The sequence below is a fragment of the Mesorhizobium loti genome (assembly GCA_014189435.1).
Lineage (GTDB): Bacteria > Pseudomonadota > Alphaproteobacteria > Rhizobiales > Rhizobiaceae > Mesorhizobium > Mesorhizobium loti_G.
Window position 1 is genome coordinate 1216061 of the sequence record CP050293.1, and the last position, 23236, is coordinate 1239296.

Sequence of the window (23236 nt, forward strand, 5' to 3'; positions counted from 1 at the left end):
TCGTGTAGGGGTTTGGGGCTTTGGGTGTGGGTGTAACAGTCAGTCCGACGGCGGGCCAGTTCCGTCCGGGAATAGCTGTGTCTGGCGACCGGGAAGCAGTCTCTCCGCCAGCCCTTTTCCTGTTCAAGGCTTTTGTCACGAAACGATTGCTCGCCGGCCTGGCCGCATTTTGCGGACAGCCGAAGGCTCTGCGCCGGCGCCGCAATCAGGCTTGGGTAGACGGTGGCGGCTTGACCGCCGACCGTACAACAATGTGGAGGAAGTAACATGGCGATCGATATAGGCGATGATGCCCTTCTTGAGGCAACGACCATTGGATCAGGAACCGGCAACTACGATTCCTTCCTGCGGCTGCAGGCGACAAATGTCGAGTTGGGCTTCAACACCGACCAGAACGGCAATGTGCTTGATAACAAGGCCTCCTTCACCCACAGCCTGCAATTTGGCAACCTTGTTCCGATCACCGTCGATGGCGTCGACTACATCGAATTCCGGCTGGATCTCAACGAAAGCAACAACACAACGAACGGCCAGATCACGCTTACAGATCTGAAGATCTACCTCTCTGATTCCGGGGCCACCCTTGCCGACTACACTGCGGGGTTTGCCGGTTTTGATACGGTCTACGCGCTGGACACCTCGCATCTGCTGATCGATGCCAATCACGGATCGGGAACGGATGATTACAGGGTGCTCATCCCGGTCAGTTCCTTCACGGATGCCGGCGTCACCGCCGATTCCTACGTGACGCTGTTTTCCGGCTTCTCGGGATCGAATGGCGGCTTCGAGGAGTGGCGCACCACGACGACGCCCGCCACCGGCACCGATACCCCCGGGATCGGCATCGACAAGGTGACGATCGACGGCGCGGCGATCGGCGATGGCCTGACCGTGCTCGCCGGTGATGCGATCAGCTGGCAATATACCGTGAGCAACACCGGCAACGTCGCCTTGTCGGACATCGTCGTCACCGACAATCAGGGTGTGGTCGTGACGCCGGTTCTTAGCGGCGGTTTCAACGTCGGCGACATCAATCATAACAGTCTGCTCGACACCACCGAGACCTGGAGCTTCACCGGCAGCGGCACGGCCATAGCCGACAACTACGCCAATATCGGCCACGTTTCCGGTTCGGCCGGAGCTGTTACCGTTACCGACGACGACGGCTCCAGCTATTTCGGCGCCAATGCGCAGATCATCATCGACAAGGTAACGGTCGACGGCCTGACTTCGGGCGATGACCTGATCATTTTGGCCGGCGAGGCGATCTCCTGGAAATACACGGTCGCCAATGGCGGCAATGTCGCGCTTTCGGGCATCGACGTGACCGACGATCAGGGCGTGGTCGTGACGGCGGATCTCAGCGGCGGCTTCAATGTCGGCGACACCAACCACGACAACAAGCTCGACACCGACGAGGCGTGGAGCTTCACCGGCACCGGCGTGGCGGGCATCGGCGCTTACAGCAATATCGGCACGGCCTCAGGCTCGTTCACCGATGACGCCGCCCATACCGCCACCCCCGAGGACACCGACGGCTCCAGCTATTTCGGCGCCAATGCGCAGATCAGCATCGACAAGGTAACGGTCGACGGCCTGACTTCGGGCGATGACCTGACCATTTTGGCCGGCGAGGCGATCTCCTGGAAATACACGGTCACCAATGGCGGCAATGTCGCGCTTTCGGGCATCGACGTGACCGACGATCAGGGCGTGGTCGTCACGGCGGATCTGAGCGGCGGCTTCAATGTCGGCGACACCAACCACGACAACAAGCTCGACACCGACGAGGCGTGGAGCTTCACTGGCACCGGCGTGGCGGGCATCGGCGCTTACAGCAATATCGGCACGGCCTCAGGCTCGTTCACCGATGACGCCGCCCATACCGCCACCCCCGAGGACACCGACGGCTCCAGCTATTTCGGCGCCAATGCGAAGATCAACATCGACAAGGTGACGGTCGACGGCGCGACATCCGGCGACGGTCTGACCATCTTGGCCGGTGAGCCGATCTCGTGGAGATACACGGTGACCAACACCGGCAACGTCGCGCTCTCGGGCATCAACGTGGCCGACGACCAGGGCGTGGCTGTCACGGCGGTCCTCAGCGGGGGCTTCAATGTCGGCGATACCGATTTGGACGGCCAACTCGATCTAACCGAGGCGTGGACCTTCACCGGCACCGGCGTGGCGGGCATCGGTGCTTACAGCAATATCGGCACGGCGACGGGTTCATTCACCGATTCCGCGGGCCACATTGCCGCCCCCGAGGACACGGACGGCTCCAGCTACTTCGGCGCCAATCCGCATATCACGCTCGACAAGAAGACCAACGGCGTCGACCACGGCCTCAACATCTTCCAGGGCCAGGCCGTGACCTGGACCTATGATGTCAAGAACGACGGCAACGTCGCGCTCGCCAACGTCGTCGTTAAGGACGACAATGGCACGCTCGGCACCGGCGATGACTTCAATGCCACGGCGATAACCAGCGGCGGCTTCAACAGCGGCGACATCAACCACAACAACCTGCTCGATACGGACGAGGTCTGGCATTTCAAGGCTACGGGGACCGCGCAACTCGGCAGCTACGTCAACAATGCAACGGCCACCACCAATGCCTATGCCGACACGGCCGGACATTCAGTTATCCCGACCGCCACCGACAGCAGCGACTATGAGGGTTTCTCGAACAAGGCGCTGACGCAAGGGTTCTGGGGCAGCCACACGGATGCCTGGGACAATGTTGCCAACAATGAGGGCAATCCGACCAAGAGCGCGTTCGCCAGCGGCGTCCTGTCCAGCCTCGACATCAATCCGCGCACCGACGGCTATCTGCTGCTCGGCGACAGCAACGGCGACGGCATTGCCAACGACGCGCACGACCTCCTGATTTCGATCTCTCTGGCCAAGGCCATCGAATCGAGCTCGACCGGCGGCGACGCGCGGCTGATCATGCTGTCCCAGGCGATCGCCACCCAGCTCAACATCGACAACCACGTTGCGCAGCCCAACGATCTGATCGACGAGGCGGTGATGTGGCTGAAGGGGCAGGGCGCCTGGTCAGGGCTCGGCGTCAATGTCGATACCAACAATGACGGCATTGTCGATCAGAACAACGCCGGCACGGCGCTGGCGGGTAATGCGGTCAAGACAAACACGATTGCGTGGACGAAATATGTCGATGTCACCGACGCGGGTTCCGGCATCACCGACTGGAACGGCGGCAAGGAGGCCGACGGCGAGGGCCTGAAGAACGCGCTGATGTGGTTCAACCAGGATCAACTGGTGACATCCGGGCCGGACGGTCACGTTGCCTGGTTCAACGGAACCAACATCATCGACGAGCATCCCAACACGCTGGATCAATTCTGGCTCACGCTGCATGACGTGGGAGGCCTGACGGGCATCGCCTGAGGCCGGCGTCCGGCCTTTCGGCCGGGTGCCTTGCCGCAGCGCCGCCCGCGTGATTGGCATGGGAAGGCTCTCCACTATCTTCAACTCGGCGCAGGCCAGGATCAGGTCCTTGGGCCTGGTTTTGATCGCCTGCGCCCTTTTTATTGGACTCGGCGGAATGCTGTCGGCATCGCCGGGCGTCTGGTTGCTCTGCCTGGCGGTGGCGGGATTTGGCGCTGTTCTGCTGTTTCGTGGACGCAGTCCCGATACCGCCGAAACCGGCCCGGACGCCGCCCCCGGCATCGCGGCGACAGCGCGAAGCGCTGCAAGGCCCGGTGCCCGGAAGCAAGGATCGGAACTCGCGGCGGCGATCAAATCCTGCCGCTCGGCATTCATCGCCATCGCGCTGTTCAGCGGCGTTCTCAACGTGCTGATGCTGTCCAGCTCGATCTACATGCTCGAGATCTACGACCGCGTGCTGCCGAGCCGCAGCGTGCCGACTCTCATCGGCCTCAGCCTGCTCGTCGCCATCCTCTATGCCGGGCAAGGCTTGCTCGATTTCATCCGCGGCCGCATCCTCGTGCGCATCGGCGGCGCCCTCGACGAGGCGCTCGGCGCCCGCATCTATTCCAGTGTCCTCAAGCTGCCGCTCAAGGTCGGGCGCAACGGCGACAGCATGCAGCCGGTGCGCGATCTCGACAGCGTGCGGACCTTCCTGTCTGGCACCGGCCCGACCGCGCTGTTCGATCTGCCGTGGCTGCCGCTCTATCTGGCCATCATCTTCATGTTCCACGTGATTCTCGGCCTGACGGCCCTGGTCGGGGCGATCGTGCTGGTGCTCTTGACCGTCTTTGCCGAGCGGCTGACGCGCAAGCCGGTCACATCAGGCACCCAGACCGGCATCATCCGCAACGGCCTGACCACGGCCGGCAACCGCAACGCTGAAATCATCGCGGCACTCGGCATGGGCGGACGGATGGCCAAGCGCTGGGAAGAGGCCAATCGCGACTATCTTGCCGAGCAGCGTAGCGTCAGCGATATCGCCGGCGGTTTCGGCGCCGTGTCCAAGGTGCTGCGGATGCTGCTGCAATCGGCGATGCTCGGCGTCGGCGCCTGGCTGGTGATCGAGCAGCAGGCAACGGCCGGCATTATCATCACCGCATCGATCCTGAGCGGTCGCGCGCTGGCGCCCGTCGATCTGGTCATCGCCAACTGGAAAGGTTTCCTGACAGCGCGGCAAGGCTGGCAGCGGCTGACCAGGATACTCGCCGCCGTGCCGGCCGATGCCGAGCCGATGGCGATGCCGAAGCCGCACCGCCACGTCTTCATGCAGGTCGTCAGCGTCGCGGCGCCGGGCACGCAGCGGCTGCTGGTACAGGACGCCAGTTTTGCGCTGGAAGCGGGACATGCCGTCGGCATCATCGGCCAGAGCGGCTCGGGCAAGTCGACGCTGGTCAGGGCACTTGTCGGGGCCTGGCCGCTGGCCGCCGGCAGGATCCGGCTCGATGGCGCCGACCTCGACCAGTGGTCGCCGGAGGATCGCGGCCGCTTCGTCGGCTATCTGCCGCAGGACGTCGAGCTGTTTGCCGGCTCGATCGCGGAGAACATCGCGCGTTTCGAGCCCGATGCCGATCCCGCGTTGATCATCGCTGCCGCCAACGCGGCCGGCGCGCATGATCTCATCGTCGGGTTCCGTGACGGTTACGAGACGCAGATCGGCGAACTCGGCGAGGCTGTCTCGGCCGGCCAGCGCCAGCGCATCGCGCTGGCCCGCGCGCTTTATCGCGATCCTTTCCTGGTGGTGCTCGACGAACCGAACTCCAACCTCGACGCCGAAGGCGAGCAGGCGCTGTTCCAGGCGATTGTTTCGGTGCGGCAGCGTGGCGGCATCGTCGTGCTCGTGGCGCATCGGCCTAGCGCGCTCGTCACGGTCGATTTCATCCTCGCCATGAACCAGGGTCGCGTCCAGGCGTTCGGCCTCAAGGACGAGGTTCTGGCCAAGCTGTTTCCGCGGCCGCAACCGGCGGTGGCCGGCGTGCCGCGGCTCAGGCTCGCCACCGAAGAGCCGGCGACGCCGCCTGTCGCGGCGGCGGGTGAGTGAGGATCCATGATGCTCAGTTCCTCCCACCAATCCATTCGAGGCTACATGCGCTTCGGCCTCATTGCGGTCGCGCTGCTGGTCGGCGGCGTCGGCGGCTGGGCCTCGCTGACCCGGATTTCGGGAGCGGTCATCGCGTCGGGGGTTCTCGTCGTCGATTCCCACGTCAAGGATGTGCAGCATTCGACCGGCGGCATCGTCGGCGAGATCGCCGCGCGTGACGGCGACCGCGTCAAGCGCGGCGCGCTGCTTGTGCGCCTCGACCCGACCATGCCGGCAGCCAATCTCGCCGTCGTCACCAAGGCCCTCGACCAGCTGTCGGCGCGCGAGGCGCGCCTCGAAGCCGAACGCCAGGGGGCCGACGCCATTGCCTTCCCGCAGGATATTCTCGACCGCCGCGGCGATCCGGCGATCGCCGAGATCATTGCCGGCGAGGAGCAGGTTTTCGAGACGCGGCGGGCGGCTCGTTCCGGTCAGAAGAGCCAGCTGCAGGAGCGCATCCTCCAGCTGCAGAAGGAGATCGGCGGCGACACGGCCCAGGCGGACGCCAAGTCGCAGGAAATCAAGCTTGTCGAGGAGGAACTCGCCAGCATACGCGCGCTGTGGAAAAAGCGGCTGATTTCGATCGACCGGCTGACCGCGATGGAGCGCGAGTCGGCGCGGCTCGACGGCGAGCGCGGCCAATTGACGGCGGCCCTGGCGCAGGCCCAGGGCAAGATCGCCGAGATCAATTTGCAGATAATCCAGATCGACCTCGAGCTCAGCACCGACGTCAACAAGGATTTGCGCGAGATCGACAGCAAGGTCGGCGAACTGACGGAACGCAAGATCGCCGCCGAGGACCAACTCAAGCGGATCGACATCCGCGCGCCGCAGGACGGCGTCGTGCAGCAGTCCATCGCCCACACCATCGGTGGCGTCATCACCCCTGGCCAGACGATCATGCAGATCGTCCCGGACAGCGATAGCCTGACGGTCGAGGCCAAGATCGCGCCGAGCGACATCGACCAGCTCTGGGTCGGCCAGGCGGCGGCACTGCGCTTCTCGGCCTTCAATCAGCGCACCACGCCGCAAATCAACGGTACGGTCGAGCGCACCTCGCCGGACACGACGACCGACCAGCGCACCGGCATCAGCTACTACACCGTCCGCATCTCGACCACGACCTCCGAGGTAGCGCGCCTCGGTGAGGTCAAGCTGGTTCCGGGCATGCCGGTCGAATCCTTCATCAAGACCGCCGACCGGACCGTTATCTCCTACCTCGTCAAGCCGCTGCAGGATCAGATCAGCCGCGCCTTCAGGGAATGAGGGCACGGTTGTCGGCGTCGGTCTAAAGGTTAGCCTCGGCGAAGATGCGCGACGCCCAGTCGAGGAAGACGCGAAGGCGCGGCGAGAGCTGCCTGTTCTGCGGGTAAAGCGCCGACAGCGGTGTCGGCGAGGGCGGGTAATCGGCCAGCACCTCGATGAGCGTCCCATCGGCCAGATCCTTCTCAAAGCGATAGCGCGGCGCCTGGATGAGGCCGAGGCCGAGCCGCGCCAGATCGGCGGCGGTGTCGGAATTGTTGGCCGCCACGCGCCCCGGCAGCCTGACCTCAACGGTCTTGCCGGCGACGGTGAATTCGAACGGAAGGGTCTCGCCGGTGCGCGACGATACGAAGCCCACCGCCTGGTGTCCGTCGAGCGCATCGGGGGAGGCGGGCGTGCCGTGGCGCTCGAGATAGCCAGGGCTGGCGCAGGTCATCTCGCGGATGACAGCCAGGCGGCGCATGATCATGCCGCTGTCGGGCGGCTCGCCGACGCGGATGACGCAGTCGACGCCCTCGCGCACGAGATCGACCAGCCGGTCGCTCTGGCCGATCTGCAGGTCGATCCTGACATAGCGGGCGAGGAATTGCGGCAGGCGCGGCAAAAGGAAGGTGCGGGTGAGCAGCGTGCTGGCGTCGATGCGCAGCAGGCCGAAAGGCTCGGCGTTGCGGAAGGCGGCCTCGGCATCCTCTATCTCGGCCAGGATCGACAGGCAGCGCCGATAGTAGGCTTCGCCGTCCTGCGTGGCGTTCACCTGCCGCGTCGTTCGTTCCAGAAGCCGCGCGCCGAGATGCTCTTCCAGACGCCGGATCGCTTCCGTCGCGGTTGAACGCGGCAGGCCGAGATCGGCCGCGGCAGCGGTGAAGCTGCGCCGCTCCAGAACGCGAACAAAGAGCCGCATCGTGTCCAGCCGATCCATGCTCTTTGTTCGCAGTTTCCGAATAGTGATGTCAATAGGCGGCTGATTATCCGGAATTCGGCTTGGCCTATATCCGTGTCACCAACAACACGGAGAGACTTCCATGACATCCAATCAAACAAGTACGGGTGGCCAAACCAGAACGGCGATCGTGACCGGCGCCTCCAAGGGCATCGGCGCCGCCATCGCACAGCGGCTCGCCCGCGACGGCGTCGCCGTCGTCGTCAACTATGCACGGGGCCGCGCGGAGGCTGAAGAGCTTGTGCGCAGCATCGAGACCGGCGGCGGCAAGGCGATCGCCGTTCAGGCCGATATCGCCGATCCGGCCGGCCTCGCGGCACTTTTCGACGCCGGCGAAAAGGCGTTCGGCGGCATCGACATCCTCGTCAACAATGCCGGCATCATGAAGACGTCGCCGATCGCGCAGACCGACGATGCTTCGTTCGACACGCAGATCGCGATCAACCTCGGCGGCGTGTTCCGCGGCATGCGGGAAGGTGCAAAGCGCCTTCGCGACGGCGGCCGCATCGTCAATTTTTCCAGCAGCGTCGTCGGCCTCTACCAGCCGGGCTACGGCGTCTACGCCGCCACCAAGGCGGGCGTCGAGGCGATGACCCACATCCTGGCCAAGGAGCTTGGCGCGCGCCGTGTCACCGTCAACGCGGTGGCGCCCGGACCGATCGAGACCGCCCTGTTCACCGACGGCAAGAGCGAGGCGCAGATCGAGGCCATCGGCAAGATGATCCCGCTCGGCCGGCTTGGCCAACCCGACGACATTGCCGGTGTGGTCTCATTCCTGGCCGGGCCGGACAGCTTCTGGGTCAACGGACAAATCATCCGCGCCAATGGCGGCGTGGTCTGAGGAGATAATCATGCAAAAGACAATTTTGATCACCGGCGCTTCCAGCGGCTTCGGCGCGATGACCGCTCGCGCCTTGGCGAGAGCGGGCCACACGGTCTACGCCTCGATGCGCGATCCCTTGGCGCGCGGCGGCGTGGCGGCAGCCGAGATGGAAAAGTTCGCGAGCGACGAGGGCCTGGCGCTCAAGCCGATCGCGCTCGACGTGACCTCGGACGCTTCGGCCGAGGCGGCGGTCCGGCAGATCCTCAGCGAGGCCGGCCAGCTCGACGTGCTCATCCACAATGCCGGGCATATGGGGTTCGGACCGACCGAGGCGTTCTTGCCCGAGCAACTGGCGCAGCTCTATGACGTCAACGTCGTCGGCACGCAGCGCGTCAACCGTGCGGCCTTGCCACACATGCGCTCGCTCGGCCGCGGGCAGATGATCTGGGTCGGCTCGAGCAGCACGCGCGGCGGCACGCCACCGTTCCTGGCGCCCTATTTCGCGGCCAAGGCCGGCATGGATGCGCTGGCGCAGAGCTATGCGCTGGAACTCGCCCGCTTCGGCATCGAGACGACGATCGTCGTACCGGGCGCCTTCACCAAGGGCACCGAGCATTTCCACAATGCCGCGAAGCCTGCCGACGCCGAGCGCGCCGACCTCTACTGGTCCGGCCCCTATGCCGGCGCCGATCAGCAGGCGCTGAAAGGGCTGGCGGCACTGGAGCCGGCGGATGCCGATCCGGCCGATATCGCGGTGGCCATCGTCGATCTTGTGGCAATGCCTTGGGGAAACCGACCGCTGCGCGTCCACATCGACCCGTCCGACGATGGCGCCGCGATCGTCAACGGCGTTGCCGACCGCATGCGCGCGCAACTCCTGGAACGGATCGGCCTTGCCGACCTGCTCCATCCCAAAGCCTGAAATGCAACCTCAAACGGAAGGAAAACGATCATGCCATTCGCCAACATAAAGGTACCGCAGGCCGCACTCTCCAAGGCGCAAAAAGAAGACCTCATCCACCGGACCACAGCCATGTTCGTCGACTTTTTCGGCGAGGTCGCGCGCCCCACCACGATGGTGCTGGTGGAGGAAGTCGCCGATGGCGGCTACGGCCGGGCCGACGAAGTGTTCGTTGTGCCGGACGCCTATCGCGCGAAGGCGTAGTGCCCCGCTGCGCACGACTGGTCGCCGCGGGCGCCAACGTCCACGCTGTCCACCTGTCTCGCTCGTCCTTTGGGTCTCCGGTCTGCAGGGGGAGGGAACCAGGTCCTGCAAAGCCTGCGCAAGCACCCCCACCCGGACCTTCGGTCCGACCTCCCCACAAGGGGGAGGTGGGGCGCCCAGCTTTTCTGTGTCTCACAAAAGTCGCATGGGTGGGGCGCTTCCTCACCCTCCCCCTTGTGGGGAGGGTCGCTGCGAAGCAGCGGGGTGGGGGGCTGCGCTGCAAGGCTTGGCTTCCTCGACCCACGAGGTGTCAGGACACCAGGATCAGCGGCCTGCGTTGCCTTGTCATCCAGGCGGGCTTTCCTCAGAGCGCGGCGGAGCTACAGGCGATGATCGCGTCGGGCCCCTCGCTCGGCTTGCTGCGGGCCTTCTGGATACGCGGCGAGACCGCGCTGGAGACGGCCACCCCGGAAGCGGGTACGCTCTATCCGGAGCTGGCTTTCGAGACCATCGAGAGCGCGTATGTGGCGATGGCGGACGCCGAGCGCCAACAGCGGCGGGGCTGAGGAGGCATGGTGCCCGCCGGGGGCGGCCTACTTGCCGGCCATGTGATCGGCAAGCGCCTGGGTCTGGGCGAGAAGCGCCGGGAAGACCGGCTCGTTCGGCAGGTGCTGGCCCATGCAGGCGCGGTAGTCGGCGTCACCTTTTTCCCAGGCGACGTTGGCGGCATCGTACGCCGTTTCGTCCTTGAGGTCCGAGGCCTGGTAGGCCTCCTGGAATTTCTGGGCGGCGGCGTCCGCCGAGGCCCACACGGCGTCGCAGGCCGCGATCTTGGGTATAGGCGCTGCCGCGGGCGCCGAGGCGATCATGACGCTGTTGCCCTTGACGATGGTGACGATGACCTGCTGGTCGGGGTTCGGCCCTATGTCCTGCGCCCAGCCGCCGAGCCGCGCAAAGGCGATGTCGGCGCCTTCGGGCTTCTTCAGGGGCAAGTCGAGCGTCCCCGTGAACGCGGCGTCGCTGTTGATCGCCTGGGTGTAGAAAGCATCGAGCTTCAGCGCCGCATCGATGTCGGCGGGCAGTCTGAAGTTTTCGTCGAGTTCGGCTGCCCTGGATTGGAGCCAGCGCTCGAGCAGCCCCCGCGTCGTTGCCACGAGGCTCGGGCCGTCATCACTTTTGGCGTATCGCAAACCGTCGAGCATGCCGAATCCGATATCGGCATCGCTCAGGCTTCCGAGATTGATCGTGCCGTTTGCCGGGAAATCGGCGACCGACAAGGGGCCGAGAATGGTGGACAGACGCCCTTCGAGATCGGCCAGGGCCTTCGCCCCGGCGGCATCGAGCGTTTCCACGGGTTCGTTAGCGCTTGCCAGTGCCGCGATGGCGGAAATCGCCTTGTCGCGTGCGGCGATATAGTCGTCCTCCGGCGAGGCCGCGAAAACCGCACCGGTCATGAGTGCGAAGATGATGGTCCAGACCAGCCGCATGACATACCCCCGTGGCGATCCACAAGCCGGGAGCCATCAGGCAGCTTTGCGGCAATTGCGCGGCAGTGACCGTAAGGGATGCAATCGGCCCATTAACCATCGATTAACTATCCGGTCGCCTTTGAATCAAATTTGGCGGATAGTGTTTTTGGGCCGAACGAGGCTGCTCGAGGGGACCTGGAAGACAGCAATTGTCAGCTTGGCGTGCCGCTTTCGGTCGTGCGCGGCAGTCTGAACTTAAAAAAGAAGCGACGGACCACCGTCGCCTTGCGGGGAGGCGCCAGCATCATTTTTGATGAGGAGCGCCAGAATGAAGATCGAAGACGCAGTGACGGCAGTGACAGCCGAGGCCAACGCGCTGCTATCTTGCCTCGGCCAGCCCGTCGTCGCCTACCACGTCACGGCAATCATGCGAGAGGCAGACCTGGAGCACGCCAGGCAGATGCAGCTTGCCTTGATGCGACGAAGCATCGAGGCGCTCGTCGATGACGGCCTCGAGACTATGGCCGCCGAACATTTTGTTTCACAGTTCCACGGTCGCGTTGGTTTGACCTGGAGGCTGCTCCACGCTTCGGATGGCGTGGCGCATTGAAGGGATGGCTTACGAAGCGACCAGGTCATAGGGATGCGGCTTGACTCACGCCTTCTGGCTGGTCAGACGCTCCAGCGCGTCGACGATCAGGTCACAGAACTTCCGATGGTCGAGCTTCATCGCCACCGTGTGGCGGAAGTCGGTCTGCTCGCTCGCCGTGCCGCCGAAATGGTGCATGCCGCCCATCTTCTCGAAATTGCAGACCGTCATGCCCTTGGTCCACCGGCCGGCAAGCTCGACGCGGATATCGGCCTTCTCGGTGGTGAAGACGGTCGGGTCGATCATGGCCGCGACGCAGCATGCGTCATGGACGGCGGGATACTCGATCTGCAGCAGGCCGCCATGCGTGGTCGCAATGAACTCCCAGATATCGAGGATGAACTTGGCCATCGGGCCGCCGACGGCGCGCACCCGGTCCTGAAGCTCTTTGGTGGCGAGCGCCTGATGGGTGAGGTCGAGACCCACCATGGTGACGTCCCAGTTGGCCCGGAACACGACGTCCGCGGCTTCCGGATCGCCGTAGACATTGAACTCCGCCCCGGGCGTGATGTTGCCCCTTGTATAGCTCCCGCCCATCGCGACGACCCGCTTCACCCGCTCGACGATGCGAGGATCCTTGCGCACGGCAAGCGCGATGTTGGTGTAGGGACCGACCGGCACCAGGGTGACCGTCTTCGGCTCCTGCGCCATGACGGTGTCGATGATGAAGTCGACGGCATGGCGCTTGTCGATCTCGAACGAGGCGGGCGGCAGCACGGGGCCGTCGAGCCCGGTTTCGCCGTGGATCTCGATGGCCAGCACCTGGTCGATGAGGAGCGGGCCCGGAGAGCCTTTCGCCACCGGCACCTTGATGCCATAGGCGGTGCATACCGAAAGCGCATTGCGCGTGGTGTTCTCGACATTGTGGTTGCCCGAAACCGTGGTGATGCCTAGGAGATCGATGTTCGGGTTGCCTGCCGCCAGCAGGATGGCGATGGCGTCATCATGTCCAGGGTCGCAGTCCAGGATGATCTTTTCCATGGTGGCAGCCTCCCTTGTCGGCCGAATCTGTTGGAACAAGAGACTGCCGTACCCGCGCCGTCAAGGTTGCGGTCATCGACCGATCCAGAGCCACTTGGGTCCCTGCTTACCCCTTCTTCCGCTTCTCCACCTCGGCCTTCCTCAGCAGGAACCGCTGGATCTTGCCGCTCGGTGTCTTCGGCAACTCGCTGACGAACTCGACCTCGCGCGGATAGGCGTGGGCCGAGAGGCGCTTGCGGACATGCTGCGCCAGTTCCTCGGCCAGTTCCGGGCTGCCGCTGTACGAAGGCGCCAGGATGACGAAGGCCTTGACGATTTCGGTGCGCTGCGGGTCGGGCACACCGACCACCGCTGCCTCGTTGACCGCCGGATGCTCGATCAGCGCGCTTTCGACGTCGAAAGGGCCGATGCGGTATCCAGCGGAGGTGATGACGTCGTCGGCGCGGCCGATGAAGGAGATCGAACCATCGGGCTCGAACTCGACCGTGTCGCCGGTGCGGTAATAGCCGCCTGCTATGGCAGGCGTCTCCGTCTGGTGATAGCCGCCGAACCAGCGCAGCGGCGAGTTGGCGATGTCGACGGCGAGGATGCCGGGCTGGTTGGGGCCAAGCTCGTGGCCGGCCTCGTCGAGCACGACGATGCGGTAGCCCGGCATGGCAAAGCCGGCCGAGCCGTGGCGCACGGGATGCGACAGGCCGTGATGGTTGTTGACCATCATGCCGTTCTCGGTCTGGCCGTAGTGGTCATGGATGGGGGCGGCGAGATGGGCGTCGAACCAGCGGATCACTTCCGGGTTGAGCGGCTCGCCGGCGCTGCTCACCACGCGCAGGCGGCCCTTGACGTGGGCGGCTGCCTCCGCGCCTTCGGCCAGCAGCAGGCGGAAGGCGGTGGGCGAACCGGCGAGGCTGGTGACGCCGAGGCGCTCGATGATGTCGTAGGTGCTCCTGGCGGTGAAGGCGCCCTCGTTGAAGGTCGTGGCGATGCCAAGCAGCAGGGGGCCTGTGATGGCGTAGTAGAGGCCGTAGGCCCAGCCGGGATCGGCGATGTTCCAGAAGACGTCGTCGGGTCGCAGCCCGATGGCATCGCGCATATAGGCGCCGAAGGCCATCAGCGCGCTGAGAGGCACCGGCACGCCCTTCGGGAAACCGGTCGTGCCCGAGGTCGACATCATCATAAACAAATCGTCGCCCTTGCGCATCACCGGCTGGCATTCGGGCGAGGCGGCGCCAAAAGCGGCGCGGAAATCGATGTCGCCTTCCGGCAAGGCTTCGCCGGGGGCAAGGATCGTCGCAACCAGAGGGCAATCTTCCACCTCGTCGAGCTTGCCACGATTGGCTGTGTTGGTGACGACCAGCTTCGCGCCGCTGGTCTTCAGCCGGTGGTCGATGGCCTTCGGGCCAAAAGCGGTGAACAGCGGCTGGTAGACCGCGCCGATGCGCCAGGTGCCGAGGATGAGCGCCACCAGTTCGGGAATGCGCGGCAGCATGCCGGCGACGACATCACCGGGGCCGACGCCTGCCGCTTTCAGTACATTGGCGACCCGCGCGGACATCTCCTTGAGGTCGTCGAAGCTGAACTCCCGCAGCTCGCCACCGGTGGAGATGGCGCGCAGCGCCAGCCGGTTTTGCCCGGTGTGGCGATCGCAGCATTCGATGCAGGCGTTGATGCCCGTCGCGGGATCGCCCTGAAGTCTTGCGATCTCATCCGAGAGGCGAAAGCGCGCAACGGCATCGGTGTAGCGCGGCAGCGGCGCCGGTGTGTTGGTCATGACAGTCCTCCCTGGCGGCGCCGCATCTCCCCATGCGGCGCTGTCTGTGAGAGCTTGCCCGAAATTGTTGGCGTGGTCGATGCGGCGAAAGTTGGTGGGGCAGAGGGGGGCGCGAGACGGATCGCGGCGCTGACAATCTGCGTGGTTGACCTAGTCTGTCATCCAGCGGATAGGTCCGGCCCAAATATACCCGCCCGAGAAACTCCGATGACCTCAGACACCAACCTCCACGATGCACCCGCCGCCGACCCTGATACCGCCTGGCAGACCGAAGTCCGCGCCGGCGTCCGCCACGTCCGCGATCTCGCCTCCCTGCCGCTGTCGCCCGCCGAGCGCGCTGCGGCGCAAGCCGCGGCGGCGAACCACAAGGTGCGCGTTCCCAAAGCCTATCTCGACCTAATCGACTGGAACGACCCGGCCGATCCGATCCGGGCGCAGGTCATTCCGTCGCCTGAGGAACTGGAGGAGATGGAGGGGGAGCTCGACGATCCGATCGCCGACCATGATTTCAGCCCGGTGCCGCGATTGACACATCGCCATGCCGACCGGGTGCTGCTGTTCCCGACCTATCAATGCGCGGTCTATTGCCGGTTCTGCTTCCGCAAGGAATCGCTGACCTCGATCGGCCGCGGCTACACGCGCGAGGCGCTGGAGCCGGCGCTGGCCTATATCGCCGACCACCCCGAGATCCGCGAGGTGATCCTGACCGGCGGCGATCCGCTGTCGCTGCCGGACAAGGCACTGGCCGAAATCTTCGCGCGCATCGAGGCGATCGCGCATGTGCGGCTCTTACGCATCCACACCCGCGTGCCGGTGGCACTGCCGTCGCGTATCACGCCGGGGCTGGTCGCCGCTTTGCAAGGGCGGCTGATGGTCACCGTCGTCACCCATTTCAACCACCCGCGCGAGATCACACCCGCGACTGAGATAGCCTGCCGCACGCTGCGGCAAGCCGGCTTCGTGCTGCTCAACCAGAGCGTTCTGCTCAAGGGCGTCAACGACAGCGTCGAGGTGCTGGAGGAGTTGTGCCGCGAGCTGATGTACCGCCTCGGCGTCAAACCCTACTACCTCCACCACGGCGATCTCGCGCGCGGCATGGCGCACCGGCGCACGACGATTGCGCAAGGACAGGCCCTGACTGAAGCGCTGCGCGCGCGGCTGTCGGGCATCTGCAACCCGGTCTATGTGCTCGACCTGCCGGAAGGCGGCGGCAAGGTGCCGATCGGGCCTTGCTATGTCGAGGCGCGCGAGGACGGGAACTGGCGATTGCGCGGGCTCGACGGCGAGGTGAGAGGGTATGCGGAGGTCGTCGGGGCGTAGGCCCACGCCGACGCGCATGCCGGATCTGCCAACTCCGGCGCGGTCGTTTCTGAGATCGGTGGTTATCCGAAGACCGGTGCCGAAGACCGGTGGTTGCCGGGTGCAAGCTCGCTGTTGTCGCGCCTCGGCATAAATGCATATGTTGAGCGGTTCGCGGATTCAGGATCGTGGCGAATGGCGGCAGGGGGCAGCAATCAAGAAATGGTGTCGCGGAGCCCGCTTGCGGCCACCGGGATCCAGCGTTGCGTGCTCGACACGGGGGGCCTGGTGCCCAGGGAAGCGGTGGCGCTCTGGCAAGAAAGCATCGGTCTCCTCTATGATGTGCGCTTGCGCAACGCTAGCGACGACCGGTTTCAGTTCCATGCGGATGCGTTTCATTTCGGCGAGATCGTTCTCACCTCGTACAAATGCATCGCGCAGAGTTTCGATCGCTCGCGCGCCCGCATCGGACGCGACGGTCTTGACCATATCACGCTCCAGGTCTGCCTGCGCGGAAGCCATGGACGGCGTGACGGCGGATCTGACGAAAAGGCTTCGTCGGGCGATCTGATCGTGGCCGACCTGGCGCAGGCCCAATCGACCGGGACTTCCGATTTCGACAGCCTCAATCTAACCGTACCACGCCGTCTGCTGGCGCCACTTTTGCGGGCGCCCGACGAGCACAATATGCGCGTCATCGCGGGCAGCGCCCCTTTGACGGCGCTGTTGCGCGGCCATCTGATCGGCCTCTACGAGGCAGCGTCCGCCATCAGCCGCCAGGATGCAGAGGCCGTGATCAGGCCGACCCTGGAACTCGCCGCCGCCGCCATCAATTCAGCCGTAGCGGAGGAAAACGCCGGTTCCGTGCAGATGGCGCTGACCAGCGAAATCCGCCGCCATATCGACAAGCATATCCTCGGCCACGATCTCAGCGCCTGCGCAATTGCCGCCATCTTCGGGATCTCCCTGCGCAAGCTCTATTATCTCTTCGAGCCCCATGGCGGGCTTTCCAGATACATCCAGGAGGAAAGGCTGCGCCGCTGCCGCGCCGAACTTGCCGATCCCAGCCGCCGGCACGAAAGCATCGCCGGGATCGCCGGTCGCTACGGCTTCGGCCACCGAAAGAGTTTTGTCCGCGCCTTCCGGCGCTCCTTCGACATGACGCCGCGCGAGATGCGAGCGCTTGCCGCGGAGGGGCGTGGGCTGCTCGTTGAGCGTGGCGGGAACCACAGCATGTGGCACTGGATCCGCGAGCTGCGATAGGCGTTGGCATACGCCGAAACGCAGGTGGTTCAATATGCAAGCCATCTGCGGTCAGCAGGTATGCAAAGTGCCGTCCGGCGTTTTTGCGCGCCACCGCCGACGTCGATCTTGCACGTGCGGCCACATTCCTTGCACCTGCCGCCACATTTGCGCGGCAGGTCCACATAAATCTTGAAATGTAGTCGCTGGCGGGTGCATCGGCATGCACGGGGGCGCAGCGGCCAGACCTCCGTGACATCGGCACAATTGGCCCCTGGAGACAAAGAATGCGTGCGGCGAAGACAATATTTCTCGGCATCTCGATGTTCTGCGTCATTCTCCCGACACAGGTGCTTGCGGCCTACAAATGCTGGAACCCGGCGATCTGCAAGGCGGTTTGCGGCAGCGAGATATGCGGCAAGATAAGCGCGAACAACCGCGACATGAAGGCGCTGGATCTGACCAAAAAACGCGCCTCCGGGCAGCTCGCCGCTTCCAGCAGCGGATCTTCATCCGGGGCCAATTCCAAGAAAACCTACACCTGCTCGAACCCGGCGATCTGCATCGCGGTCTGCGGCAAGAAGACCTGTCTGTAGGCGAATTCCTGCTGTGACAATCCGGCCGGAGGCCGAAATCCGGCGCATTCGCGGGCTGGATGGCGAGTAGGGTGCTACCGCGCCTGCCTCTCGACAAACGCCAATACGACGACACGCGGGGCGACGCAGTAGGCGAGGCGGGCCTTGCGACCTGTCTTCGTCGTCGCGTGGCCCGCGTTCAGGTCGACGGTGATGTCCTCATAGCCCAGCACCTCGCGATCAAGCGGATAGACAGCCTTGTAGACCGCTTCCTTGGCGGCGAAGAGGATGCGGCCGGCGAGATGCCGGTCGGTCGCGTCCGTCCGGTCCGCAGGCGTTGCAACGAGTGCAAAGACGTCCTCCGGCAGAGGCTGCGCGGGCTCGACGTCGATGCCCAGCGAGCTGATGTGGCCAACGGGCGTAACCGCCACTACCGCCATGTCGTCGTCATGAGCGAGTGAACCAATTATGCCCTCGGGCCAGGCAGGTGGGCCGGATGGCGTGCGCAGGAGGGCGAAATCGTTGATGCCGATATCCGCCAGCAGCCCGCGCGCGATCGAGCGCGCGGCGCCGCTTGCGCGCCGCATGGCCGGCTGGCGCGCAGCGATGGAATAGGCTTCCGCGGGCAACAGATGGGCTTCATCGCCTTCGCGGATCAGGCGGCATCCGACGCGGACACCGCTCGGCGCGATCGCGGCCATCGCCTCCAGCAGGGTCGTTTCCGCCGATGAATTCGCAGCGGGCGGCGTCAACGATCGACCATCGGCAGGACGGCGATCATTTCTCCGTCCTCGTCGATGCCTTGTTCCACGAAGCCGGCGGCGCGATAGAGGTGGCGCGCGGCCTCATTCCCGGGCTCGTAGCAGATCGAAACCTCGCGCACATGCGTGAGATTTCCGATCTCGTCGAGCAAGGCACGCAACGCGGCCTTGCCGTAGCCTTTGCCCTGGTGGGCGCGGTCGATCATGAAGCGGTAGACCAGAGCCTCGTCCTCCGACGCATCGTACATCAGGAAGCCGACGACGCGGGTCCCGGCCATCACGACGCGCGGCCGCGCGTCTTCGTCGGTTTCGGCTTCTTCCAGCGACTCCGCATTGCTGGCGACGAAATCCATCTGTTCCGGGGCGAGCTCCAGGGCCGCGACCAGGGCGCGGTTGGCCCCAGTCACCGAAACGAGACGGATGTCCGCGGTCTTCAAGTCGATGCCTTGGAGCCGTCGTCGGTGATCGGCTCGACGAAGCGATGCAGCTTGGCCGGGTTGCCCCGCCAGATCGAGTTGGGCTCCAGCTCTTCGCCCTTCATCACGAAGGAGTCGACATCGACCACCGAGCCTTCGCCCATCACGACGCCGTAATGGACAAAGGCTGAAGGTCCGAGCGTGCAGCCCTTGCCGATGCGGATGAAGTCGGACTTGAACGCGCCTTCTTCCAACGAATGGGCCTGGATGACGCAACCCTCATTGAGGGTGGCGTCGTCGCCGATCTCCACCAGCGAGCGTTCGGTGAGGTTGCTGCCGCCGTCATAGACACGGCTGCCGACCTTGACGCCGAGCAGGCGCAGGATCATCGGCCGGAACGGCGTGCCGGCGAACAGCCGCACGATCGGCGAATCCGCCAGCTTCCAGTGGCGTTCGTGGCGCCAGAAGGCGACGTCGTAGATGGTCGTCATCTGCGGCTTCAGCCTGCCGAAACCAAGGCTGGCCCGCTCGACCAGGATGTAGAACGGAATGGTGATCGCCGAGGTCAGGAGCACGGCGACGAACAGCGCAACCTCGGCCCATTCGGTATAGTAGTTCAGCGCCCGGTCCCAGATCGCCAGCGTGGCGAACAGCATGACCCATTGCGTTGCCATGAACAGCAGGATCGTCACCAGATTGTGGCGGTTCTTGTGCGGGATGCGCCGGCGCCGGTCGTCCTCATCGACGCCCGCGATGAGTTCCTTGTCGCGGTTCACCATGCGCGGGATTTCAAAGGCGGGCGAACCCAAGAGCCCGACATTCTCACGTAGCGGCCCGTCGATGGGGATCATCACCTTGGTGCCGAGCAGGACGTTGTCGCCTGTGCGCCCGTCCGGCGGATAGTAGATGTTGTTGCCGAGATAGTTGCGCTCGCCGATGCGTGTCTGTTCGAGCCGGAAGGCGGAGGCGGATTTGTGCATGTTGATCATGAACAGCCCGTCCGACACCATGGTCTCGGTGCCGATCTCGCACAGAAGCGGGTTTTCGTGCTGCTGGTTGGAGCCGAAATTGGAACCGGTCTGCACCACCTTGTTGAGGTTCCAGCCGATGGCGCTGATATAGTGCACGATGGCCGAGCTGTCGCCGAACAGGAGACCGAGCACGCGGGAGTTGCTCGAGAACTCGGCGACCGTCTGCAGCCAGTAGCGGAAGCCGTAGAGTGTGTAGGTGCGGCCTGGCTTCAGGATCAGGTTTGTCAGGCGCGGCACCAGCGTCGCCGCCAGGAAGGCCACGGCGATGTAGCCGAACAGCGTGACCGTGGTGCCGATCGCGACGATGCCGATCGTCTCCTGATAGTCGTCGCCGACGTTTTCCCAGTAGCTGTGAAACAGCAGCGGCAACGGGGTGACGATGGCAAACAGGCCGATCAGCTGAACCGCTTCGAAGAGGAAGCGCCGGATGTTGGAAGGATCGACATTGCGCACCTTGCAATAATCCGCCTTGGTCGGCACGGCCGGCGATCCATGCCAGCGTTCGCCGTCGGGGATGCTTTGGCCGCGGTGCAGCGAGGACGAATGGCCAAGCTGGGCGCCGTCGCCGATGCTGGTGTCGATGTCGAGCGTGGAGCCGACGCCGACAAAGGCATCGCGGCCGATGGTCAGCGGTCCGGTGTGGATATAGCCGGACTGCGCCCTGAAGCCGAGGATCATCGATTCCTTGCGCAGGATGGTGTTGGCGCCGATCGAGATGAGATCCGTGCAGACGGGTACGGATTTCGATTCGATGACGGCGTTCTTGCCGAGCCTGGTGCCCAGAAGCTGCAGGTAGAAGCTGTAGAGCGGGCTGCCGCGGAACAGCACGACGGGCGCGGTGCGGATCAATGTCTTGACCACCCAGAAGCGGAAGTAGCGCACGCCCCAGATGGGAAACGCCTCGGCCTTCCAGCGGCCGATGAGCACCCATTTGGCGATGACGGCAAAGCCCGACATGCCGAAGAACACGGCGGCCGAAAGCCCCACGCAGCGCAAATACAGCTGCAGCGGATCGTCGAGCGCGTCATACATCCAGTTGAGGCCGCCATTGACCGCCCACAGGGCGCCATAGCTGTAGAGCGCGTAGAACAGCAGCTGTGCCGCGCCGCAGGTCCAGTAGGCAAAGTTCGAGGCCCGGCGGGTGAGGACGGGCTCGTTGGTGGCCATGGTCATCTCGTCCGCCACGCCCAGATGGAGCGCGAGGCGCGCCACGGTCGGATGGAGATAGATGTCGCGCATCGACGCCGTCGCCCATTCCTTCCGGGTGCGCACGCGCGCGCAGAAATGCGCCATCAGCAGCGAGTTGGCGCCGAGATCGTCGAAGAAATTGTCCTCAACGGACACCTCGTCGAATTTCAGCACCGTCGCCAATGCCTCGGCCAGGAAACGCTCGTCGTCATTGCCGGGCGCGACCATGGCGCGATCGACTGAGAGCCGCACACTTGTCGGCTTCGGCAACTGGCGCAAATCCACCTTGTTGGAAACCGTCATCGGGATGGCCGGCAGCTCCTCCAGATAGGAGGGCACCATGTAATCGGGCAGGCGCCGCTTCATCGTCTTGGCGAGTTCCGCGCGCGAAATTGCCGGCTGGTCGGCCTTCGGCGCGTAATAGGCGACGAGTTCGACGCGGCCGGGCTCGATCTCCCAGGTGGTGACTGCGGCCTGCGCGATCTCGGGCTGGTCGAGCAGCACCGCCTCGATCTCGCCGAGCTCGATGCGGTAGCCGCGGATCTTCACCTGGGTGTCGATGCGGCCGGCATACTCAATCTCGCCCTGGTCGTTGATCCGGCCAAGGTCGCCCGTGCGGTAGATGCGCTTCGACGGGTTGTTCGGCAGGCCGACGAAATCGGCGATGAATTTCTGCTCGGTCAGGTCCGGCCTGTTGAGATAGCCGACCGCCAGCCCGATGCCGGCGATGCCGATCTCGCCCAGCTCGCCCGGCTCGGCAAGCTGCGGCAGCGAAGCGTCGAGAATGACGATGGAGTAGGTCGGCAGCGGCGCGCCGATGGTGACCGGGCTGTCCGGCGTCAGCGCGCCCATGGTCGCGGTGACGGTCGCTTCGGTCGGGCCGTAGGTGTTGAGGATCTGCCGCCCCGGCTTCGACCAGCGCACCACCAGATTGTGCGGGCAGGCCTCGCCGCCGACCAAAAGCGTGCGCAGGCTGGGCACATCGGATGTCATCGACGACAGCAGCGTCGGGCTGCAGGCGATGCAGGTGATGTCGTGGAGCCGCAGGAAATCGGCCAGCTCCTCGCCCACCAGCGGCATCTGGCCAGGTGCTGGCACCACCGTCGCGCCAGCGACGAACGGCACCCAGATCTCTTCGGAGGAAAAGTCGAAGGCGATGGTCATGCCCTGGTAGACGCGATCGCCCGGCCGGTAGCCGTAGGAGGCGGCGGCGACGTGGATGAAGTTGACGAAACTCTGGTGCTTGATGACCACGCCCTTGGGCTTGCCCGTGGTGCCCGAGGTGTAGAGGATGTAGCAGGTGTCGTCGGCGGAAGCGGTCTTGGCATGCGGCTTCAGCGGCGCGTCGGACTGTTTGGAGATTTCGGTAGCCGCGCTGTCGATGAGCAGATGCGGAACCGGCAGTTGGCCGGCGCGCGACGCGTAGGTGGCGATGGTGACGATCAGGCTGACGCCGGCGTCTTCGATGATGAGCGTCATGCGCTCCTCGGGAAACGCGGTGGCCAGCGGCACGAAGGCGGCGCCCGCCTTCATCACGGCCAGAAGCGCAACATAGGTCTCCGCCGAGCGGTCGAGGATGAGCCCGACGCGGTCGCCCGGCCGCACGCCGCGCTTGACCAGCAGGCGGGCGAATTGGTTGGCGCGGCTGTCCAGCTCCTGATAGGTCCAGACACGCCCATCCGAGATCACCGCCGGCAAGGCGGCAAAAGTCTGCGCGAGTTGTTCGAACACCGTATCGAGCCGCTCGCCGGGCAAGCCTTGCCGGGCAAAGTCAGCGCCCGTCAGGATTTGCGGGTGCGCGGCCTTTGCCGAGCCGCGAGCGATTTTCGCCAGCGCATCGACGCTTGCCATGCCGCCTTCGGGTTCAATGCCCGATCGGTCCATGTCCAGTGCGGCGATATCGAGACCGTGATCCATTTCCATACTTTCCCGTCCTGGCCGGGAATCACCCGGCACGGCCATTTTCCCGGCCGTTGCGGGGCGGTTATGCCATCCGATCTTTTCGCCAGTTTTTCCGAACTGTTGAATATTGTTTCTGGAGTGTGTCTGGGCGCGGTTCCTACCCTGCGCCTGAGGGCTGCGAACTCAGGTCAACACAAGGCCTGACGCCGGCCAGTCCGGCGGTGTCGG

General features: G+C 64.8%; 17 protein-coding genes and 1 pseudogene. 11 read left to right on the forward strand and 7 right to left on the reverse strand.

The annotated features are described in order from the left end of the window. The first annotated feature begins 267 nt into the window (after positions 1–267). The 3 genes from HB777_05930 (at position 268) to HB777_05940 (ending at position 6802) form a co-directional block, all read left to right on the forward strand. The gene (locus HB777_05930; GenBank protein ID QND63489.1) at positions 268–3417 is read left to right on the forward strand and encodes a hypothetical protein; all 3150 of its coding nucleotides are present in this window, start codon (positions 268–270) and stop codon (positions 3415–3417) included. 157 nt (positions 3418–3574) lie between these two features. Then, a complete protein-coding gene (locus HB777_05935; protein QND63490.1) occupies positions 3575–5497 on the forward strand; it encodes a type I secretion system permease/ATPase in 1923 nt (640 codons plus the stop codon). Between the two features lie 6 nt (positions 5498–5503). After that, positions 5504–6802, forward strand: coding sequence for an HlyD family type I secretion periplasmic adaptor subunit (locus tag HB777_05940; protein ID QND63491.1), 1299 nt, complete (start codon positions 5504–5506; stop codon positions 6800–6802). A gap of 22 nt (positions 6803–6824) precedes the next feature. Here HB777_05940 and HB777_05945 read toward each other — a convergent pair whose 3' ends face one another. Further along, entirely contained in the window at positions 6825–7718 is an 894-nt protein-coding gene (locus HB777_05945; GenBank protein QND63492.1) for a LysR family transcriptional regulator, read from the reverse strand. A gap of 103 nt (positions 7719–7821) precedes the next feature. On the opposite strand from HB777_05945, the gene HB777_05950 reads away from it, so the two are divergent. The 4 genes and pseudogenes from HB777_05950 to HB777_05965 all read left to right on the forward strand — a co-directional run bounded on the left by HB777_05950 (position 7822) and on the right by HB777_05965 (position 10293). Beyond that, positions 7822–8580: an SDR family oxidoreductase gene (locus HB777_05950; protein QND63493.1), complete on the forward strand. Its 759-nt coding sequence runs from the start codon at positions 7822–7824 to the stop codon at positions 8578–8580. 10 nt (positions 8581–8590) lie between these two features. Continuing rightward, the gene (locus tag HB777_05955) at positions 8591–9484 is read left to right on the forward strand and encodes an SDR family oxidoreductase (protein QND63494.1); all 894 of its coding nucleotides are present in this window, start codon (positions 8591–8593) and stop codon (positions 9482–9484) included. A gap of 30 nt (positions 9485–9514) precedes the next feature. Next, positions 9515–9727: a 4-oxalocrotonate tautomerase family protein gene (locus HB777_05960; GenBank protein QND63495.1), complete on the forward strand. Its 213-nt coding sequence runs from the start codon at positions 9515–9517 to the stop codon at positions 9725–9727. A 368-nt stretch (positions 9728–10095) separates the two neighbouring features. Further along, a pseudogene (locus HB777_05965) lies at positions 10096–10293 on the forward strand (NmrA family protein). Between the two features lie 27 nt (positions 10294–10320). On the opposite strand, the gene HB777_05970 reads toward HB777_05965, so the two are convergent. Further along, positions 10321–11214: a hypothetical protein gene (locus HB777_05970; GenBank protein QND63496.1), complete on the reverse strand. Its 894-nt coding sequence runs from the start codon at positions 11212–11214 to the stop codon at positions 10321–10323. Between the two features lie 295 nt (positions 11215–11509). Here HB777_05970 and HB777_05975 point away from each other — a divergent pair, with 295 nt between their 5' ends. Further along, on the forward strand, positions 11510–11806 hold the full coding sequence (locus tag HB777_05975; GenBank protein ID QND63497.1) for a hypothetical protein: 297 nt from the start codon (positions 11510–11512) through the stop codon (positions 11804–11806). A 45-nt stretch (positions 11807–11851) separates the two neighbouring features. Here the strand turns inward: HB777_05975 and HB777_05980 are convergent, their stop codons facing one another. Further along, positions 11852–12826 (reverse strand): nucleoside hydrolase, encoded by a 975-nt coding sequence (locus tag HB777_05980; protein ID QND63498.1) that lies wholly within the window; start codon positions 12824–12826, stop codon positions 11852–11854. A gap of 106 nt (positions 12827–12932) precedes the next feature. Further along, on the reverse strand, positions 12933–14594 hold the full coding sequence (locus HB777_05985; protein QND63499.1) for an AMP-binding protein: 1662 nt from the start codon (positions 14592–14594) through the stop codon (positions 12933–12935). A gap of 207 nt (positions 14595–14801) precedes the next feature. Here HB777_05985 and HB777_05990 point away from each other — a divergent pair, with 207 nt between their 5' ends. From HB777_05990 to HB777_06000, 3 genes are all read left to right on the forward strand, one after another. Beyond that, positions 14802–15914, forward strand: coding sequence for a KamA family radical SAM protein (locus HB777_05990; GenBank protein QND63500.1), 1113 nt, complete (start codon positions 14802–14804; stop codon positions 15912–15914). A gap of 246 nt (positions 15915–16160) precedes the next feature. Then, a complete protein-coding gene (locus tag HB777_05995) occupies positions 16161–17156 on the forward strand; it encodes a helix-turn-helix domain-containing protein (GenBank protein ID QND63501.1) in 996 nt (331 codons plus the stop codon). Between the two features lie 266 nt (positions 17157–17422). Further along, positions 17423–17731: a hypothetical protein gene (locus HB777_06000; GenBank protein ID QND63502.1), complete on the forward strand. Its 309-nt coding sequence runs from the start codon at positions 17423–17425 to the stop codon at positions 17729–17731. A gap of 74 nt (positions 17732–17805) precedes the next feature. Here HB777_06000 and HB777_06005 read toward each other — a convergent pair whose 3' ends face one another. Genes HB777_06005 through HB777_06015 form a run of 3 tightly spaced genes read right to left on the reverse strand, consistent with a single transcriptional unit; the run spans position 17806 to position 23029 of the window. Further along, on the reverse strand, positions 17806–18411 hold the full coding sequence (locus tag HB777_06005; protein ID QND63503.1) for a 4'-phosphopantetheinyl transferase superfamily protein: 606 nt from the start codon (positions 18409–18411) through the stop codon (positions 17806–17808). 47 nt (positions 18412–18458) lie between these two features. Continuing rightward, a complete protein-coding gene (locus tag HB777_06010) occupies positions 18459–18878 on the reverse strand; it encodes a GNAT family N-acetyltransferase (protein QND68677.1) in 420 nt (139 codons plus the stop codon). Positions 18879–18904: 26 nt separating this feature from the next. Beyond that, a complete protein-coding gene (locus tag HB777_06015) occupies positions 18905–23029 on the reverse strand; it encodes a non-ribosomal peptide synthetase (GenBank protein ID QND63504.1) in 4125 nt (1374 codons plus the stop codon). Positions 23030–23236 lie beyond the last annotated feature (207 nt).

Coding starts and splice junctions, on each gene's coding strand:
- HB777_05930 (QND63489.1), top strand. CDS start 268: ATGGCGATCGATATAGGCGATGATGCCCTTCTTGAGGCAACGACCATT.
- HB777_05935 (QND63490.1), top strand. CDS start 3,575: ATGCTGTCGGCATCGCCGGGCGTCTGGTTGCTCTGCCTGGCGGTGGCG.
- HB777_05940 (QND63491.1), top strand. CDS start 5,504: ATGATGCTCAGTTCCTCCCACCAATCCATTCGAGGCTACATGCGCTTC.
- HB777_05945 (QND63492.1), bottom strand. CDS start 7,718: ATGGATCGGCTGGACACGATGCGGCTCTTTGTTCGCGTTCTGGAGCGG.
- HB777_05950 (QND63493.1), top strand. CDS start 7,822: ATGACATCCAATCAAACAAGTACGGGTGGCCAAACCAGAACGGCGATC.
- HB777_05955 (QND63494.1), top strand. CDS start 8,591: ATGCAAAAGACAATTTTGATCACCGGCGCTTCCAGCGGCTTCGGCGCG.
- HB777_05960 (QND63495.1), top strand. CDS start 9,515: ATGCCATTCGCCAACATAAAGGTACCGCAGGCCGCACTCTCCAAGGCG.
- HB777_05970 (QND63496.1), bottom strand. CDS start 11,214: ATGCGGCTGGTCTGGACCATCATCTTCGCACTCATGACCGGTGCGGTT.
- HB777_05975 (QND63497.1), top strand. CDS start 11,510: ATGAGGAGCGCCAGAATGAAGATCGAAGACGCAGTGACGGCAGTGACA.
- HB777_05980 (QND63498.1), bottom strand. CDS start 12,826: ATGGAAAAGATCATCCTGGACTGCGACCCTGGACATGATGACGCCATC.
- HB777_05985 (QND63499.1), bottom strand. CDS start 14,594: ATGACCAACACACCGGCGCCGCTGCCGCGCTACACCGATGCCGTTGCG.
- HB777_05990 (QND63500.1), top strand. CDS start 14,802: ATGACCTCAGACACCAACCTCCACGATGCACCCGCCGCCGACCCTGAT.
- HB777_06000 (QND63502.1), top strand. CDS start 17,423: ATGCGTGCGGCGAAGACAATATTTCTCGGCATCTCGATGTTCTGCGTC.
- HB777_06005 (QND63503.1), bottom strand. CDS start 18,411: ATGGCCGCGATCGCGCCGAGCGGTGTCCGCGTCGGATGCCGCCTGATC.
- HB777_06015 (QND63504.1), bottom strand. CDS start 23,029: ATGGAAATGGATCACGGTCTCGATATCGCCGCACTGGACATGGACCGA.